Annotated in this window: 13 protein-coding genes; 6 read left to right on the top strand and 7 right to left on the bottom strand. The window is 73.0% G+C overall.

What is annotated here, in order from left to right:
* Positions 1-592, bottom strand: a 592-nt coding sequence (locus tag FXF52_RS37075) for a DedA family protein (protein ID WP_370518078.1), incomplete at its 3' end; no start/stop codon positions are given.
* Positions 593-1,244: 652 nt separating this feature from the next.
* On the opposite strand from FXF52_RS37075, the gene thrS reads away from it, so the two are divergent.
* The gene (thrS, locus tag FXF52_RS37070; protein ID WP_264998437.1) at positions 1,245-2,477 is read left to right on the top strand and encodes a threonine--tRNA ligase; all 1,233 of its coding nucleotides are present in this window, start codon (positions 1,245-1,247) and stop codon (positions 2,475-2,477) included.
* 65 nt (positions 2,478-2,542) lie between these two features.
* Here thrS and FXF52_RS37065 read toward each other — a convergent pair whose 3' ends face one another.
* The 3 genes from FXF52_RS37065 to FXF52_RS37050 all read right to left on the bottom strand — a co-directional run bounded on the left by FXF52_RS37065 (position 2,543) and on the right by FXF52_RS37050 (position 7,099).
* The gene (locus FXF52_RS37065; protein ID WP_370518077.1) at positions 2,543-4,468 is read right to left on the bottom strand and encodes an ABC transporter ATP-binding protein; all 1,926 of its coding nucleotides are present in this window, start codon (positions 4,466-4,468) and stop codon (positions 2,543-2,545) included.
* A 382-nt stretch (positions 4,469-4,850) separates the two neighbouring features.
* Entirely contained in the window at positions 4,851-6,584 is a 1,734-nt protein-coding gene (locus FXF52_RS37055; protein WP_148804337.1) for an ABC transporter ATP-binding protein, read from the bottom strand.
* A complete protein-coding gene (locus FXF52_RS37050; protein WP_148804343.1) occupies positions 6,578-7,099 on the bottom strand; it encodes a MarR family winged helix-turn-helix transcriptional regulator in 522 nt (173 codons plus the stop codon). Before FXF52_RS37050 ends, FXF52_RS37055 begins: the two co-directional genes overlap by 7 nt.
* 92 nt (positions 7,100-7,191) lie before the next feature.
* Between FXF52_RS37050 and FXF52_RS37045 the strand changes: the two genes are divergently transcribed.
* Positions 7,192-7,746: a TetR/AcrR family transcriptional regulator gene (locus FXF52_RS37045; RefSeq protein WP_148804336.1), complete on the top strand. Its 555-nt coding sequence runs from the start codon at positions 7,192-7,194 to the stop codon at positions 7,744-7,746.
* Positions 7,747-7,804: 58 nt separating this feature from the next.
* Here the strand turns inward: FXF52_RS37045 and FXF52_RS37040 are convergent, their stop codons facing one another.
* Positions 7,805-9,244: a GuaB1 family IMP dehydrogenase-related protein gene (locus FXF52_RS37040; RefSeq protein WP_148804335.1), complete on the bottom strand. Its 1,440-nt coding sequence runs from the start codon at positions 9,242-9,244 to the stop codon at positions 7,805-7,807.
* Positions 9,245-9,322: 78 nt separating this feature from the next.
* On the bottom strand, positions 9,323-9,919 hold the full coding sequence (locus FXF52_RS37035) for a LysE/ArgO family amino acid transporter (protein WP_148804342.1): 597 nt from the start codon (positions 9,917-9,919) through the stop codon (positions 9,323-9,325).
* 79 nt (positions 9,920-9,998) lie between these two features.
* On the opposite strand from FXF52_RS37035, the gene FXF52_RS37030 reads away from it, so the two are divergent.
* Positions 9,999-10,895 carry a LysR family transcriptional regulator ArgP gene (locus FXF52_RS37030; RefSeq protein ID WP_148804334.1) on the top strand — a complete coding sequence of 299 codons (897 nt, stop codon included), beginning with the start codon at positions 9,999-10,001 and terminating at the stop codon, positions 10,893-10,895.
* 67 nt (positions 10,896-10,962) lie between these two features.
* On the opposite strand, the gene FXF52_RS37025 is transcribed toward FXF52_RS37030, so the two are convergent.
* Positions 10,963-12,714 carry a biotin carboxylase N-terminal domain-containing protein gene (locus tag FXF52_RS37025; protein WP_148804333.1) on the bottom strand — a complete coding sequence of 584 codons (1,752 nt, stop codon included), beginning with the start codon at positions 12,712-12,714 and terminating at the stop codon, positions 10,963-10,965.
* 145 nt (positions 12,715-12,859) lie between these two features.
* Between FXF52_RS37025 and FXF52_RS37020 the strand changes: the two genes are divergently transcribed.
* The 3 genes from FXF52_RS37020 (at position 12,860) to FXF52_RS37010 (ending at position 15,329) form a co-directional block, all read left to right on the top strand.
* Positions 12,860-13,471 carry a PadR family transcriptional regulator gene (locus FXF52_RS37020; RefSeq protein WP_148804341.1) on the top strand — a complete coding sequence of 204 codons (612 nt, stop codon included), beginning with the start codon at positions 12,860-12,862 and terminating at the stop codon, positions 13,469-13,471.
* Positions 13,472-13,596: 125 nt separating this feature from the next.
* Positions 13,597-14,556 carry an ATP-binding cassette domain-containing protein gene (locus FXF52_RS37015; RefSeq protein WP_148804332.1) on the top strand — a complete coding sequence of 320 codons (960 nt, stop codon included), beginning with the start codon at positions 13,597-13,599 and terminating at the stop codon, positions 14,554-14,556.
* Positions 14,557-14,573: 17 nt separating this feature from the next.
* Positions 14,574-15,329 carry an ABC transporter permease gene (locus FXF52_RS37010; RefSeq protein WP_148804331.1) on the top strand — a complete coding sequence of 252 codons (756 nt, stop codon included), beginning with the start codon at positions 14,574-14,576 and terminating at the stop codon, positions 15,327-15,329.
* Positions 15,330-15,501: the final 172 nt, after the last annotated feature.

Below are 15,501 nucleotides of genomic sequence, written 5' to 3'. Positions count from 1 at the left end.
CCCCCCCCCCCCCCCCCCGCCCCCCCCCCCCCCCCCCCCTCCCCCCCCCCCCCCCCCCCCCCCCCCCCCACCCCCCCCCCCCCCCCCCCGCCCCCCCCCCCCCCCCCCCCCCCCGCCCCCCCCCCCCCCCCCCCCCCCCCGCGCCCCCCGCCGCCGCCCCCCCGCCGATCACCAGCAGCCGCCATGCCGACTCGGTCAGCGCCCGGCCCCCGAGGTGCCCGACCAGGCTGCCGTACGCGGCCCAACCCGTCGCCGCCGTGGCCTCGTAGAGCACGAAGAGTCGGTACGGGTAGCGGCTGCGCCCGGCCGAGAAGCAGGCCGCCATCCGGCCGCCCGGCACGAAGCGGCAGAGGAGGATCACCAGCGGCCCCGGCTCGCGCAGCCCGCGGGTGACCCGGGCGACGGCCCGGCGGGCCCGGCCGGGCATCGCGTGCCGCGGCGCCCGGCGGTCCGGTGCGGTCCGGCCGAGCAGGTAGCAGGCGAGGTCGCCGGCGAAGACGCCGAGCGCGCCGACGGTGATGGTGAGCGGCAGGCTGAGCCCGCCGTAGACGGTCAGCGCGCCGCTGGTGATCATGACGACCTGGGTCGGCACGATCGGCACGAACGCGTCGGCGATCAGCAACCCCAGCAGCACGGCGTACGCCCAGGTCGGCGATGCGACGTCAGAGATGAGTTCGGGCACGATCGCCACCTCGTCGGATTCCCCCGTTCGATCGCACCGAGCCTGACGGCGTGTCCCCCGTCACCGTGGGGTGCCCGGCCCGGCCGTGACCGCTGACACGACAGGGCCACCGGTGGACAACGATCTGGGGCCGCCGAATGTGACGCTTCCCGGGCGTGCCGGCCGCCACGGACACGGGCGGCGGATCGCCGGTCTCCGGCGTACCGTTGTCGGGACGCGGCCGCGTCGACGTCGGATCCCCCGTTCCCGACGTCCGGGCCGTCGCGGGTCGCCGGCAGGTCCCGTGCCGGCGACCCGCCCCCGCTCCCTGCGGCGCCCACGCGGAATGGGCCGGCGGGGCCGCGCCGCGCCTCGCCTCCACCATCCACTCCGCGCCGGTGACAAATCCAGGTGCGCGACCCGACCCGTCGCGCGTACGGTCGCCGTATGCGCAGCGCGGTGGTGACCACGACGCCGGGAATCCCCGGCGCGCCGCACTGACGTATCCGTCGACGAGGCCCCGGGGCGAACCGCCCCGGGGCCTCGCGGCGTTCCGGGTCAGCTCGCCTCCGGGTCGTACCCGATCAAGGAGAGCGACATGATCGACCACCGCAGGCTCGGCCGGGAGCTGGAGCTGTTCGTCTCCGATCCCCTCGCGGGCGCCGGGCTGCCCATCTGGCTGCCGGCCGGCGCCGCCGCCCGGCACGCCGTCGAGGAGTACGTGCGGGAGCTGGAGCGCCGGGCCGGCTACCGGCACGTCTACTCGCCGCCGCTGGGCAAACGGGAGCTGTTCGAGCTGTCCGGGCATCTCGGCTACTTCGCCGACGACATGTTCCCGCCGATGCGGCTGTCCGCCGACGACGAGTTCGTGCTCCGGCCGGCGCTCTGCCCGCACCACGCGCTGGTCTTCCGGGCCCGCGGTCGCTCCTACCGGGAGCTGCCGCTGCGCGTCGCCGAGCTGGGCGGCATGTACCGGGCGGAGCGCTCCGGGGTGCTCGGCGGGCTCTCCCGGGTCCGCGCCATCTCGCTCAACGACGCGCACAACTTCTGCGCGCTGGACCAGGTCGGGGAGGAGGTACGCGAGATCCTGCGGCTGATCCGCGAGGCGCACGCCGCGCTCGGCGTCCGGCCGGCCGGGTTCCGGCTGTCGCTGCGCGGGCCTGGGGAGAAGTACGTCGGCGACGACGCCCAGTGGGCGCGGGCCGAGGAGCTGCTCCGCGCCGCGCTCGACGGGGTGGAGTTCAGCGAGGGCCGCGGCGAGGCGGCCTTCTACGGCCCGAAGATCGACATCCAGATCGTCGACGCGGCCGGCCGGGAGTCGACCATCTCCACCATCCAGCTCGACTTCGACAAGCCCGAGCGGTTCGACCTGTCGTACACCGACGCGGACGGCAGCCGGAAACGGCCGGTGATGGTGCACCGGAGCCTGGTCGGCAGCATGGAGCGGCTCTTCGCGTACCTGATCGAGGTGCACGCCGGCGCCTTCCCGGCCTGGTACGCCCCGGTCCAGCTGGTGCTGCTCCCGGTGGACGACGGCCAGGCCGACGCCGCCGTCGACCTGGCTCGCCGGGCGGAGGCGGTCGGACTGCGGGCCGAGGTCGACCATGCCGGCTCGCTGGGCGCCCGGATCCGCGACGCGGCCCGCCGGAAGGTCCCGTACCTCGGGGTGATCGGCCCCCGGGAGGCGGCCGACGGGTCGGTGTCCCTGCGGCTGCGCGACGGCCGCGGGCTCGACCCGATGCCGGTCGCCGACGCGCTGGGGCTGATCGGACGGGTGGTCGCCGCCCGCTCGGCCGACCTGCTGCCCCGGGCCTGACGCCCGCCCGGCCGGCCCCCGCCTTGCGGCGGGGGCCGAAGCCGGACCGGCTGATCGGTCCACCGTCAGCTCCGGGCCGGCGCGCCGGCCGGGACCGGCCCCTCGTCATCGACGGCGGCGCCGCTGAACTGCGACCGGTACAGCCGGGCGTACGCCCCGTCGGCGGCGAGGAGCTGGTCGTGGCTGCCCTGCTCGACGATCCGGCCGTTCTCCATCATCAGGATCAGGTCCGCGTCGCGGATGGTGGAGAGCCGGTGCGCGATGACGAAGCTGGTCCGGTCCGAGCGCAGCGCCGCCATGGCCCGCTGGAGCAGCACCTCGGTCCGGGTGTCCACCGAGCTGGTCGCCTCGTCCAGGATCAGCAGCGACGGCTCGGCGAGGAACGCCCGGGCGATGGTGATGAGCTGCTTCTCGCCGGCGCTGACATTGCTGCCCTCCTCGTCGATGACGGTGTCGTATCCGTCGGGGAGGCTGCGGACGAAGCGGTCCACGAAGGTGGCCCGGGCCGCCGCCAGGATCTCCTCCTCGGTGGCGTCCGGCCGCCCGTACGCGATGTTGTCGCGGATGGTGCCGCCGAAGAGCCAGGTGTCCTGCAGCACCATGCCGATCCGGCCGCGCAGCTCCCTTCGGGGCATCGTGCTGATGTCCACCCCGTCCAGGGTGATCCGGCCGGCGTCCAGCTCGTAGAACCGCATGATCAGGTTGACCAGGGTGGTCTTGCCGGCACCGGTCGGGCCGACGATGGCCACCGTGTGTCCGGGCTCGGCGACCAGCGACAGGTCGTCGATCAGCGGCTTGTCCGGGTCGTACCGGAAGGAGACGTGCTCGAACTCGACCCGGCCGGTGACCCGGGGCGGTCCGACGCGGTCCGGAACCTGCTCCTCCGCGTCGAGCACCTCGAAGACCCGCTCGGCGGAGGCCACCCCGGACTGGAGCAGGTTGGCCATCGAGGCGACCTGGGTGAGCGGCTGGGTGAACTGCCGCGAGTACTGGATGAACGCCTGCACGTCGCCGAGGCTCATCGACCCGGAGGCCACCCGCAGCCCGCCGACCACCGCGATGGCGACGTAGCTGAGGTTCCCGACGAACATCATCGCCGGCATGATGATCCCGGAGATGAACTGGGCTCCGAAGCTGGCCCGGAACAGCTCCTCGTTCTTGGCCTCGAAGGCGGCCTGCACCTCGCGCTGCCGACCGAAGACCTTGACCAGCTCGTGGCCGGTGTACGCCTCCTCGATCAGGCCGTTGAGCTCGCCGGTGTGCGTCCACTGGGCGATGAACCGGCGCTGCGACCGCTTGGCGATCTGCTGGGTCACGACCACCGACAGCGGCACCGCCACCAGGGCGACCAGCGCCAGCAGCGGCGAGATCCAGAACATCATGGCCAGTACGCCGACCACGGTCAGCAGCGCGCTGAGCAGTTGGCTGAGCGTCTGCGAGAGGGTCTGCGAGATGTTGTCGATGTCGTTGGTGACCCGGCTGAGCAGCTCACCCCGGGGCTGCCGGTCGAAGTAGGGCAGCGGCAGCCGGTTGAGCTTCTCCTCCACCTCGGCGCGCAGCCGCAGCACGGTCCGCTGCACCACTCCGTTGAGCAGCCAGCCCTGCCACCACATGAGCAGGCTGGCGCCCAGATAGAGGGCGAGCGCCAGGGCCAGCGTGCGGCCCAGCGCGGTGAAGTCGATGCCCATCCCGGGGACCAGGTCCATCCGGGCCAGCATGTCGGCGTAGGTGTCGTGGCCGGCCGCCCGGGCCGCGGCCACCGCCTGCTCCTTGGTGAGGCTGGCGGGGATCTGCCGCCCGATCACCCCGCCGAAGATGATGTCCGTGGCGTGGCCGAGGATCTTCGGACCGATGACGCTCGCTCCGACGCTCGCCACCGCCAGGGTGACGATCGCGGCCAGTTGCAGCCGGTGCGGCCGGAGGCGGCCCAGCAGCCGCCGGGCGGACGGACCGAAGTTCAGTGACTTCTCCGCCGGCATGGCGGCGCCCATCCACGGCGGTCCCCCGCCACGTCGCCCGGCCGCCGGCAGCCGGTTCGGCGCCCCGCCGGGCCCCTTACCGCCGGGCCCCTTTCCGCCGGGGGGACCGCCGCCGAAGCCCGCCCCGGCGGGGGCACCCGCGCCGGGGCCCTTCCCACCGGGGGTGGGCCCGGCCGGGCCCTGTCCGTTGGGGCTCTGCCCGCCAGGGGTCGGCTTCTGCCCTGGTACGGCGCTCATGGCTTCACCTCACTGCGCTCGGCACCGCCATGACCCCCGCGGCGACTGATTTGCGCTGTTCGCTCGCTGTGCTCGCTCCTGCCGGCACTCCGCTGCGCTCCGTGCCGCCATGAGGCACCACAGCACTTCGCTGATGATTCGCTCGCTTGTCGCTCGCTCATGCGGTCACCTCCGCCGTCTGCTGGGATGCCACGATCTCGGCGTAGGTCGGGCAGGTGTGGAGAAGTTCCTCGTGTCGTCCCATGCCCACGACGCCCCCGTCCTCGAGCACGATGATCTGATCGGCGTCGACGATCGTGGAGACCCGCTGGGCCACGATCAGGACCGCCGCGTCCGCGGTGACCGGCTTCAGCGCGGCCCGCAGCCGGGCGTCGGTGCCGAGGTCGAGCGCCGAGAACGAGTCGTCGAACAGGTAGATCTCCGGCTTGCGGACCAGCGCCCGGGCGATCGCCAGCCGTTGCCGCTGGCCGCCGGAGACGTTCGTGCCGCCCTGCGCGATCGGCGCGTCCAGCCCGCCAGGCATCTCCGCGACGAAGTCCCGGGCCTGGGCGATCTCCAGTGCCGCCCAGAGGTCGGCGTCGGTGGCGTCCGGGTTGCCGTACCGGAGGTTGCTGGCGACCGTGCCGGTGAACAGGTACGGCCGCTGCGGCACCAGCCCGATCCGGCGCCACACCTCGTCCGGTTCCAGCAGCCGTACGTCCACCCCGTCGACCAGCACCGCGCCGGCGGTCGGGTCGACCAGCCGGGGGATCAGCGTGAGCAGCGTGGTCTTGCCGGCGCCGGTGGACCCGATGATGGCCGTGGTCCGGCCCGGGCTGGCCCGGAACGAGATGTCGTGCAGGACCGGCGCGCTCGCGCCGGGGTACTGGAAGGAGACGCGGCGGAGTTCCAGCTCGGCGCTCCTGGTCGCCACGAGCATCGGCTCGACCGGCGGCACCACCGACGACTCGGTGTCCAGCACCTCGACGATCCGCTCGGCGCACACCGCCGCGCGCGGCACCATCATCAGCATGAAGGTGGCCATCATGACCGACATCAGGATCTGCATCAGGTACTGCAGGAACGCGGTCAGCGCGCCGACCTGGATCTGCCCGGCGTCGACCCGTTCCGCGCCGAACCAGAGCACCGCGACGCTGGAGACGTTGAGCACCAGCATGACCACCGGGAAGATCAGCGCCTGGAGTCGGCCGACGCGCAGGGCGGTCGCGGTGAGGTCGGCGTTGGCGGTGCCGAACCGCTTCGTCTCGTAGGGCTCGCGGACGAAGGCCCGGATCACCCGGATGCCGGTGATCTGCTCGCGCAGCACCCGGTTGACCGTGTCGATCCGGGTCTGCATCTCCCGGAAGCCGGGGACCATCCGCCGGATGATCAGGCCCAGCGCGACCGCCAGGACGGGCACGCAGACCAGCATCAACCAGGAGAGCCCGACGTCCTCGCGGAGCGCCATCACCACGCCGCCGACGCTCATGATCGGCGCGGCGACCAGCATGGTGCAGCTCAGCAGCACGAGCATCTGCACCTGCTGCACGTCGTTGGTGTTGCGGGTGATCAGCGAGGGCGCCCCGAACCGGGCCACCTCGCGGGCGGAGAAGCGGTTGACGTGGCGGAAGATGCCGGCCCGGACGTCCCGGCCGAACCGCATAGCGGTCTTCGCGCCGAGGTAGACGGCGGCGATCGAGCAGGCGATCTGGAGCAGGCTGACGAGCAGCATCCAGCCGCCCGTACGCATGATCTGGTCGGTGTCGCCGAGGGCGACGCCGCGGTCGATGATGTCGGCGTTGAGGCTCGGCAGGTACAGCGAGGCCATCGTGCCGACGAACTGGAGCGCCACCACCGCGGCCAGCAACCGCCGGTACGGGCGCAGATGGGTACGGAGCAGGCGGATCAGCACGGACGGAGTCCTCGTCTCGTCTCGTCGGTCTCTTCCTCGCCTGGGTTCAACCGGCCGATGTCCCCCTCGGACATGGTGGTGATGAGTTCAGTGAGGAAATCGCGGATTATCTCCCGCTTCGCGGGGTCGGCGTCGACCGACGTGAGCGGCCGGTCACTGTGGATCAGGTCGATCAATTTTCGGGTGTGCTCCTGCCCCTTGTCCGTCAGCGCGAGTCGTACCGTGCGCCGGTCGGCGGCGTCGCGGCGGCGCTCGACGAAGCCGTCCCGTTCGAGCGTGTCGACGATGCCGGTGAGTGTCGCGGGGCGGACGAAGCAGCGCTCGGCGACCTCCCGATGGGTGCTGTCGCCGGCGCGGGACAGGATGAACAGCACCCGCATCCCCGCCGGGCTGAGCCCGTGGTGCTCGGCGAGGTAGCGCCCCCACCGCTGTTCGGCGAGGCGGCCGGCGATCGAGATCAGCCGACCGAGCGGCGCCTGGCGTAGCGCGTCGGGGAAGCGGATGAGTGGCTCCATGCTCACGGCGCCACGTTAGCCCCCGGACCGTAAGGCTCCAAACTATTTTCGGAAATCCGTCATCTTGGCAGTGGCAAGATATGCTTCCGACCGTGACCACGACCCGCGCCTACCACCACGGCGACCTGCGGCGGGCCCTGCTGGACGCGGCGGTCCAGGCGATCGGTGAGGCCGGCCCGGCCGCGCTCAGCCTCCGCGACCTGGCCCGCCGGGCCGGCGTCTCGCACGCCGCGCCCGCCCACCACTTCGGCGACAAGACCGGCCTGCTCACCGCCCTCGCCGCCGAGGGCTTCGCGCTGCTCGCCGACGAACTCGACCGGGCCGGGGACGACCTGCTGGAGGCGGGCGTCGCGTACGTGCGCTTCGCCGTGGCGCACCGGGCCCACTTCGAGGTGATGTTCTCGCCGGATCTCCACCGCGTCGACGACCCGGCGCTGGTGGCCGCGCGTACCCGGGCCGGGGCGGCGCTGCGCGGTGGCGTCGCCACGGTGGCCACGCCGTCCGCCGAGCCGGAGCGGGACGCGCTCGCCGCCTGGTCGATCGTGCACGGCTTCGCCACCCTCTGGCTGGCCGGCGCACTCCCGGCGAGCGTTGGCCCGGACCCGGAGGCGGCCGCCCGGTCGGTGATCCGCCGCCTCTTCTGGTGAGGTGCGAGGAGGGGCGCCTTTCTAGCGCTGCGCGTAAAAAGGGGCCCCTCCCAACCGGTCACCAGCTCGTCGGCAGCGGCATGCCCTCGGTGTAGCCGGCGGCGCTCTGCACGCCGACCAGGGCCCGCTCGTGGAACTCCTCCAGGTTGCGGGCGCCCGCATAGGTGAAGGAGCTGCGTACCCCGGAGATGATCTCGTCGATCAGGTCCTCCACGCCGGGTCGGATCGGGTCGAGGTACATCCGGGCCGAGGAGATGCCCTCCTCGAAGATCGCCTTCCGGGCCCGGTCGTACGCGCTGTCCTCGGCCGTCCGGGCGCTGACCGCGCGGGCCGACGCCATGCCGAAGCTCTCCTTGTAGCGCCGGCCGTCCGCTTCCGTGTAGAGGTCGCCGGGGGACTCGTAGGTGCCGGCGAACCAGGAACCGACCATCACGTTCGAGGCGCCCGCCGCGAGGGCCAGCGCCACGTCCCGCGGGTGGCGTACGCCGCCGTCGGCCCAGACGTGTCGGCCCAGGGCGCGGGCCGCGGCGGCGCAGTCGAGCACCGCGGAGAACTGCGGCCGGCCGACCCCGGTCATCATCCGGGTGGTGCACATCGCGCCCGGCCCGACGCCGACCTTCACGATGTCGGCGCCCGCCTCGACCAGGTCCCGTACGCCCTCGGCGGTGACCACGTTGCCGGCCGCCACCGGGACCGCCGGGTCGAGCTTGCGGACCGCCCGCAGCGCGGAGATCATCCGCTCCTGGTGGCCGTGCGCGGTGTCCACCACCAGGGTGTCCACCCCGGCCTCCAGCAGCGCGGCGGCCTTGCCGGTCACGTCGCCGTTGATCCCCACCGCCGCCGCGATCCGCAGCCGCCCCCGGTCATCCACCGCCGGCTTGTAGAGCGTGGCGCGCAGCGCGCCCGGCCGGGTCAGCACGCCGACCAGCCGCCCATCCGCGTCCACCACGGGGGCGAGCCGGCGTCGGCCCGCGGAGAGCCGGTCGAAGCCGGTGCGCGGGTCCGCGTCCGCCGGCACGGTGTGCAGTTCGGTCGACATCACATGGCGGAGCTGGGCGAACCGGTCCACGCCCACGGTGTCCGCCTCGGTGACCACACCGACCGGGCGGCCGGCCTCGTCGACCACGATCACCGCGCCGTGCGCGCGCTTCGGCAGCAGGTGGATCGCGTCGCCGACGGTGTCGGTCGGGCCGAGGGTGATCGCCGTGTCGTGCACCAGGTGCCGCTGCTTGACCCAGGCGACGACGTTGGCCACCACCTCGATCGGGATGTCCTGGGGGATCACCGCGATGGCGCCGCGCCGGGCCACCGTCTCGGCCATCCGCCGGCCGGAGACCGCCGTCATGTTCGCCACCACCAGCGGGATGGTGGTGCCGGTGCCGTCGGCCGTGGCCAGGTCGACGTCGAGCCGGGAGCCCACCTCGGAACGGTTGGGCGCCATGAAGACGTCGTTGTAGGTCAGGTCGTGCGCGGGGACCGCGCCATGAAGGAACCGCACCGGAACATCATTCCCGCCAGCACCCGTCCGTGCCCGCGATGGTCACGGAAAACACCCCGGCCGGCCGCGCGGCCGGGGTCAGCCGAGCAGCAGCGCCGAGGCGATCACGGTCATCACGACGGCGACCGCGCCGTCCAGCACCCGCCAGGCGGAGGTACGCGCGAGCAGCGGCGCCAGCCGGTGCGCCGCACCGCCGAGCGCGGTGAACCAGACCACGCTGGCCAGCGTCGCGCCGACCCCGAACGCCCAGCGCTGCTCGTACTGCTGGGCCACGCCGCCGAGCAGCAGCACGGTGTCCAGGTAGACGTGCGGGTTGAGGTAGGTGAAGGCGAGGCAGGCCAGCACGGTCGCCCGGAGGGTGGCCGGCGGCCGCTCGGTGGGGGTGAGGCTGCCCGGGCGCAGCGCCCGGCGGGCGGCGAGCACGGCGTACCCGAGCAGGAACGCGCCCCCGACCCAGCGGATGGCGGACAGCAGGCCCGGCCGGTCCGCCACGGCAGTGCCGAGACCGGCGATGCCCGCCGCGATGAGCAGGGCGTCCGAGGCCGCGCAGGCGACCACCACGGGAAGCACGTGCTCCCGGCGCAGCCCCTGGCGGAGCACGAAGGCGTTCTGCGCGCCGATGGCGACGATCAGCGCGAACGAGACGGAGAACCCGGCGACGGCGGAGGGGAGCAGGTCTGGCACGGGTCCGAGGCTAGGCACCGGGGCCTGATGCAGTCCAACTAATCTTTCTGATGCTTCGTAAGCTGGTCTTATGGAAGGACTCGACACCGCCCAGCTCCGCACCCTGGCCGCAGTGGTCGGCGAGGGCAGCTTCGAGGGCGCGGCTCGCGTCCTGCACGTCACCCCGTCGGCGGTGAGCCAGCGCATCCGCGCGCTGGAGGAGGTCGTCGGGCAGGTGCTGGTCCGGCGCAGCCGACCCTGCCAGGCGACCGGTGCCGGGCAGCCGCTGCTCCGGCTGGCCGTCCAGTTGACCCTGCTCGAACGGGAGGCGCTCGCCGAGGCGTGCGGGGCGGTGGACGGGGCGGCCGGGCCGACCCGGGTGCCGGTGGTGGCCAACGCCGACTCGCTGGCCACCTGGTTCGTCGCCGCGCTGGCCCGGGTCCCGGCCGAACTGGCCGCCTGCTTCGACGTACGCCAGGACGACCAGGACCACACCGCCGAGCTGCTGCGCGACGGCGCGGTGCTGGCGGCGGTGACCGCCCAGCGCGAGCCGGTCCAGGGCTGCCGGGTACGCCCGCTCGGCGCGATGCGCTACCGGGCGCTCGCCGCCCCGGCGCTGGTCGTCCGCTGGTTCCCCGACGGGCTGACGGCCGAGGCGCTGGCCGCGGCGCCGATGCTCGTCTTCGACCGCAAGGACCGGGTCCAGCACCGCTTCGTGCGGTCGGTGACCGGCCGGGAGCTCGACCCGCCGGTGCACCACGTGCCGTCGGTGCCGGCGTTCAGCGAGGCGATCCGGCGTGGACTCGCCTGGGGGCTGGTCCCGGAGCGGTTGGCCGAGGCGGACCTGGCCGGCGGCGCCTGTGTCGACCTCGACCCGGGACGGCACGTCGACGTGCCGCTGTACTGGCAGCACTGGCGGCTGGAGTCACGCGTGCTCGGCGCGCTGACCGACGCGGTCCGCGCGGAGGCGGCCGTCGCGCTCCGCTGAGCCGCGGACCTGTTGGCAGGGCCCCTTCCGGTGCCCGAGGCGTGGAGAAGGGGCCCCGCCCGACGCCTCAGGCGATGGTGCAGATCGGGGCGCCGGCGGTGATGACCGCGCCCACCTCGGCGGAGAGACCGCTGACCGTGCCCGCCTTGTGGGCGTGCAGCGGCTGCTCCATCTTCATCGCCTCCAGCACGACGATCAGGTCGCCCTCGGCGACGGTGTCCCCGTCCGCGACAGCGATCTTGACGATGGTGCCCTGCATGGGGGAGGCGAGGGTGTCGCCGCTGACCGCCGCGCCGGCCTTGGCGCCACCGCCCCGGCGAGCCGGCTTCTTCGCGGCGGGCGCGGCGGCGGCCGTACCCGCGCCGAGGCCGGCGGGGAGCGTGACCTCCAGCCGCTTGCCACCCACCTCGACCACGACGGTCTCGCGCTCGGCCGGGCCCTCGACGGCGCCAGCGGGGGCGGTGAAGGCCGGCACGGTGTTGTCGAACTCGGTCTCGATCCACCGGGTGTGGACGGTGAACGGCTCGGCGGTGAACGCCGGGTCCCGGACCACCAGCCGGTGGAAGGGCAGCGCGGTGGCCATCCCCTCGACGACCATCTCGTCCAGCGCCCGGCGGGCCCGCTCCAGCGCCTCGGTACGCGTCTCGCCGGTGATGATCACCTTGGCGAGCAGCGAGTCGAAGTTGCCGCCGATCACGTCCCCGGCCGAGATGCCGGTGTCCACCCGGACGCCCGGCCCGGTGGGCAGCCGCAGCGCGGTGATGGTGCCCGGGGCGGGGAGGAAATTGCGGCCCGGGTCCTCGCCGTTGATCCGGAACTCGATCGAGTGCCCGCGCGGAGTCGGGTCCTCGGTGAAGCGCAGCTTCTCGCCGTCGGCGATGCGGAACTGCTCGCGGACCAGGTCGATGCCGGCGGTCTCCTCGGTGACCGGGTGCTCCACCTGGAGGCGCGTGTTGACCTCCAGGAAGGAGATGGTGCCGTCGGCGCCGACCAGGTATTCCACCGTGCCGGCGCCGTGGTAGCCGGCCTCCCGGCAGATCGCCTTGGCGCTGGAGTGGATCTGCGCGCGCTGCGCCTCGCTGAGGAACGGAGCCGGGGCCTCCTCGACCAGCTTCTGGTGCCGGCGCTGCAGCGAGCAGTCGCGGGTGCCCACGACGATCACGTTGCCGTGCTGGTCGGCGAGGACCTGCGCCTCGACGTGGCGGGGCTGGTCCAGGTATCGCTCGACGAAGCACTCGCCCCGGCCGAACGCGGCGACCGCCTCGCGGGTGGCCGACTCGAACAGGTGCGGGATCTCCTCCATGGTGCGGGCCACCTTGAGGCCGCGCCCGCCGCCACCGAAGGCCGCCTTGATCGCGACCGGCAGGCCGTGGTCGACGGCGAAGGCCATCACCTCGTCGGCGTTGCCGACCGGGTCCGGGGTGCCGGGGACCAGGGGCGCGCCGGCGCGCTGGGCGATGTGCCGCGCGGTCACCTTGTCGCCGAGGTCGCGGATCGCCTGCGGGGTCGGGCCGATCCAGGTCAGCCCGGCGTCGATCACCGCCTGGGCGAAGTCGGCGTTCTCGGAGAGGAAGCCGTAGCCGGGGTGCACCGCGTCGGCACCGGACCTGGCCGCGACGTCGATCAGCTTGTCGATCCGCAGGTAGCTGTCCGCCGCGGTGTCGCCCCCCAGGGCGTACGCCTCGTCGGCGAGGGTGGCGTGCAGGGCGTCCCGGTCGGAGTCCGCGTAGACGGCGACGCTCTCCAGCCCGGCGTCGCGGCAGGCGCGGATGACGCGGACCGCGATCTCGCCGCGGTTGGCGATGAGTACCTTGCGCACCTTGGTGGCTCCTCCCCGGAGGTCGATGCCGGGAGTTTATCGGCCGGCCTCGCCGCCCTAACGATCGCTCAGTGTGGGATGCCGCACGTCCCACCCCGGCTTAGTCAAATTTGCTTATTACGCTTGTCCGGTGTCGGCAACGCGGATGATGATTCTGGGCCTGGTCAGGTGGATGCAGCCGGTGCACGGCTACGACGTACGCCGTGAGCTGCTGAGCTGGAGCGCGGACAAGTGGGCCAACGTGCAACCGGGGTCGATCTATCACGCGCTGCGCAAGCTCACCGACGAGGGGCTGCTGCGGGCGGTGTCGACCGAGCAGGTCGGTGCGCGTCCCGCCCGCACCACCTACGAGGTGACGGCCAAGGGGGTGGAGGAGTTCGAGACCCTGCTGCGCGCGCAGTGGTGGCAGCTCCACGAGGTGCCGGACCCGTTCGTGGCGGCCTTCTCCTTCCTGCCGGCCATGCCGCGGGACGAGGCGGCGGCGGCCCTGCGCAACCGGGCCAACCTGATCCGGGCCGGCATCGAGTCGATGCGCGCCTCGCTGGAGTCGGACTGGGTACGCAACACCAAGCCGGTGCATGTCGGCTGGATGTTCGAGCTGTGGCTGGCCCGGGCCGAGGCGGAGATGGGCTGGTGCGGGCGGATCGCCGAGCGGATCGAGTCAGGAGTGTCGTACCTACCCGCTTCCATGGAGCAGGCCGAGGGATGGTCGGGGTGGACGGACAGCGCCGCCCCTGGCGAGGACGACGCGAAATAATCAACGTTGACCACGCGAGCTATATCGCGTTAGTCTCGGCGCGAACCGCAGGGGAGTGGTGTGTCCTCGTCGCGGACGATCGGCGGCCGGTCACCTCCGGCCCGGACGACCAGGAGCAAGCAGACATGATCGAGACCAGGGGGCTGCGGAAGTCGTTCCGCTCCCGCGCGGGTCGCGAGACGAAGACCGTGGACGCGGTCCGGGGGGTCAACCTCGAGGTCGCCGAGGGGGAGATCTTCGGTTTCCTCGGCCCCAACGGCGCCGGCAAGACGACTACCCTGCGGATGCTCGCCACCCTCATCGAGCCCGACGGTGGCGAGGCCACCATCGCCGGGGCGGACCTGCGCAAGGACCCGGCCGAGGTGCGCCGCCGGATCGGCTACGTCGCCCAGGGCGGCAGCACCTGGGACGAGTCCACCGCCCGCGAGGAGCTGGTGCTCCAGGCCCGGCTCTACGGCATCTCCAAGGCCGAGGCGCACCGCCGCGCCGCCCGCGCCCTGGACGCCTTCCAGCTCAGCGAGTACGCGGACCGCAAGTGCAAGACCTACTCCGGTGGCCAGCGCCGGCGGGTCGAGATCGCGCTCGGCATCATCCACGAGCCGAAGATCGTCTTCCTGGACGAGCCGACCACCGGCCTGGACCCGCAGAGCCGGGCGCACATGTGGGACGAGATCCGCCGGCTGCGCGCCGAGGGGATGACCGTCTTCATCACCACGCACTACCTCGACGAGGCGGACGCGCTCTGCGACCGGATCGCGATCATGGACCACGGCGAGGTGGTCGCCGAGGGCACGCCGGCCGAGCTGAAGCGGGAGATCTCCGGCGAGGTGGTGCTTGTCGGCCTCGACGCCCCGGCCACCCCGCGCGCTGCCGAGCTGCTCGACACCGAGGCGTACGTCAACAAGCTGGAGACGGTCGACGAGGGCGGCCTGCGCCTCTACGTCGACGAAGGGGCCACCGCCATCCCGCAGGTGCTGCGCCGCCTCGACGGCGCCGGGCTGGACCTGCGCTCCATCGAGCTGCACCGCCCCAGCCTCGACGACGTCTTCCTCACCAAGACCGGCCGCTCGCTGCGCGAGTCCTGACCACCCGGAGAACTGTCATGAAGCTCGCCCGCGACACCTGGCTGATCTTCCAGCGCCAGATCCAGCTGCTGCTGCGTAACCCGGTCTGGGTCTTCGTCGGTGTCTTCCAGCCGGTGATGTACCTGCTGCTCTTCGCCCCGCTGCTCAAGGCGGCGCTGAACGCGCCGACCCAGGCCGCGGCCTACAAGATCTTCGTCCCCGGCCTGCTGGTGCTGCTGGCCATCTTCGGCGGCCTGTTCCAGGGCTTCGGCCTGATCGCCGAGTTGCGCGCCGGGGTCATCGAACGGTCCCGGGTCACCCCGGTCAGCCGGCTCGCCCTGCTGCTCGGCCGCTCGCTGCGGGACGTGGTCTCGCTGATCGCGCAGGCGGTCATCATCACCCTGCTGGCGCTCCTGTTCGACCTGCGTGTCTTCATCGGATACCTGCTGCTGGCGTACCTGATGCTGGCGCTGATCGCGCTGATGACCTCGGCCGTCTCGTACGGCGTGGCGCTCAAGGTCAAGAGCGAGGACGCCCTCGCCCCGCTGATGAACACCGTCGCCCAGCCGGTGCTGCTGCTCTCCGGCATCCTGCTGCCGCTCGCCCTGGCCCCCGGCTGGCTCCAGGGCATCGCCAACTGGAACCCGTTCTCCTGGGCGGTCGACGGGGTCCGGGCGCTCTTCGCCGGCGACCTCAGCAACGACAAGGTCTGGCAGGGGCTGACGATCATCGCGGTGCTCGCCGTCGCCGGGGTCGTCTGGGCCGCGCGGCAGTTCGCCCGCAGCGTCCGCTGACCCGACGAGAGTTGCCTCTCACCCGAGGCGGGGGGCCCGCCCCGCCCGCGGGGGGCAGGCCGGCGCCCCCCCCCCCCCCCCAACCGCCGACCCCGGTTTCCCTCCCCCCCCCGGGGCCGTGGGGGGTTTTTCTCTTCCCGTTTGGGTCCGGCGTCCCCCCTCCCCCCCCCCA

Origin of the sequence: Micromonospora sp. MP36 (assembly GCF_008119785.1) — a bacterium.
Classification (GTDB): Bacteria; Actinomycetota; Actinomycetes; order Mycobacteriales; family Micromonosporaceae; genus Micromonospora.
This window is presented reverse-complemented; position numbering and strand designations above follow the sequence as displayed.

Bases quoted from the DNA above. Each gene is read 5' to 3' on its own strand.
- FXF52_RS37020 (WP_148804341.1), top strand. From the start codon at position 12,860: ATGATGATTCTGGGCCTGGTCAGGTGGATGCAGCCGGTGCACGGCTAC.
- FXF52_RS37050 (WP_148804343.1), bottom strand. From the start codon at position 7,099: ATGGAGCCACTCATCCGCTTCCCCGACGCGCTACGCCAGGCGCCGCTC.
- FXF52_RS37065 (WP_370518077.1), bottom strand. From the start codon at position 4,468: ATGGGCGCCGCCATGCCGGCGGAGAAGTCACTGAACTTCGGTCCGTCC.
- FXF52_RS37010 (WP_148804331.1), top strand. From the start codon at position 14,574: ATGAAGCTCGCCCGCGACACCTGGCTGATCTTCCAGCGCCAGATCCAG.
- FXF52_RS37015 (WP_148804332.1), top strand. From the start codon at position 13,597: ATGATCGAGACCAGGGGGCTGCGGAAGTCGTTCCGCTCCCGCGCGGGT.
- FXF52_RS37030 (WP_148804334.1), top strand. From the start codon at position 9,999: ATGGAAGGACTCGACACCGCCCAGCTCCGCACCCTGGCCGCAGTGGTC.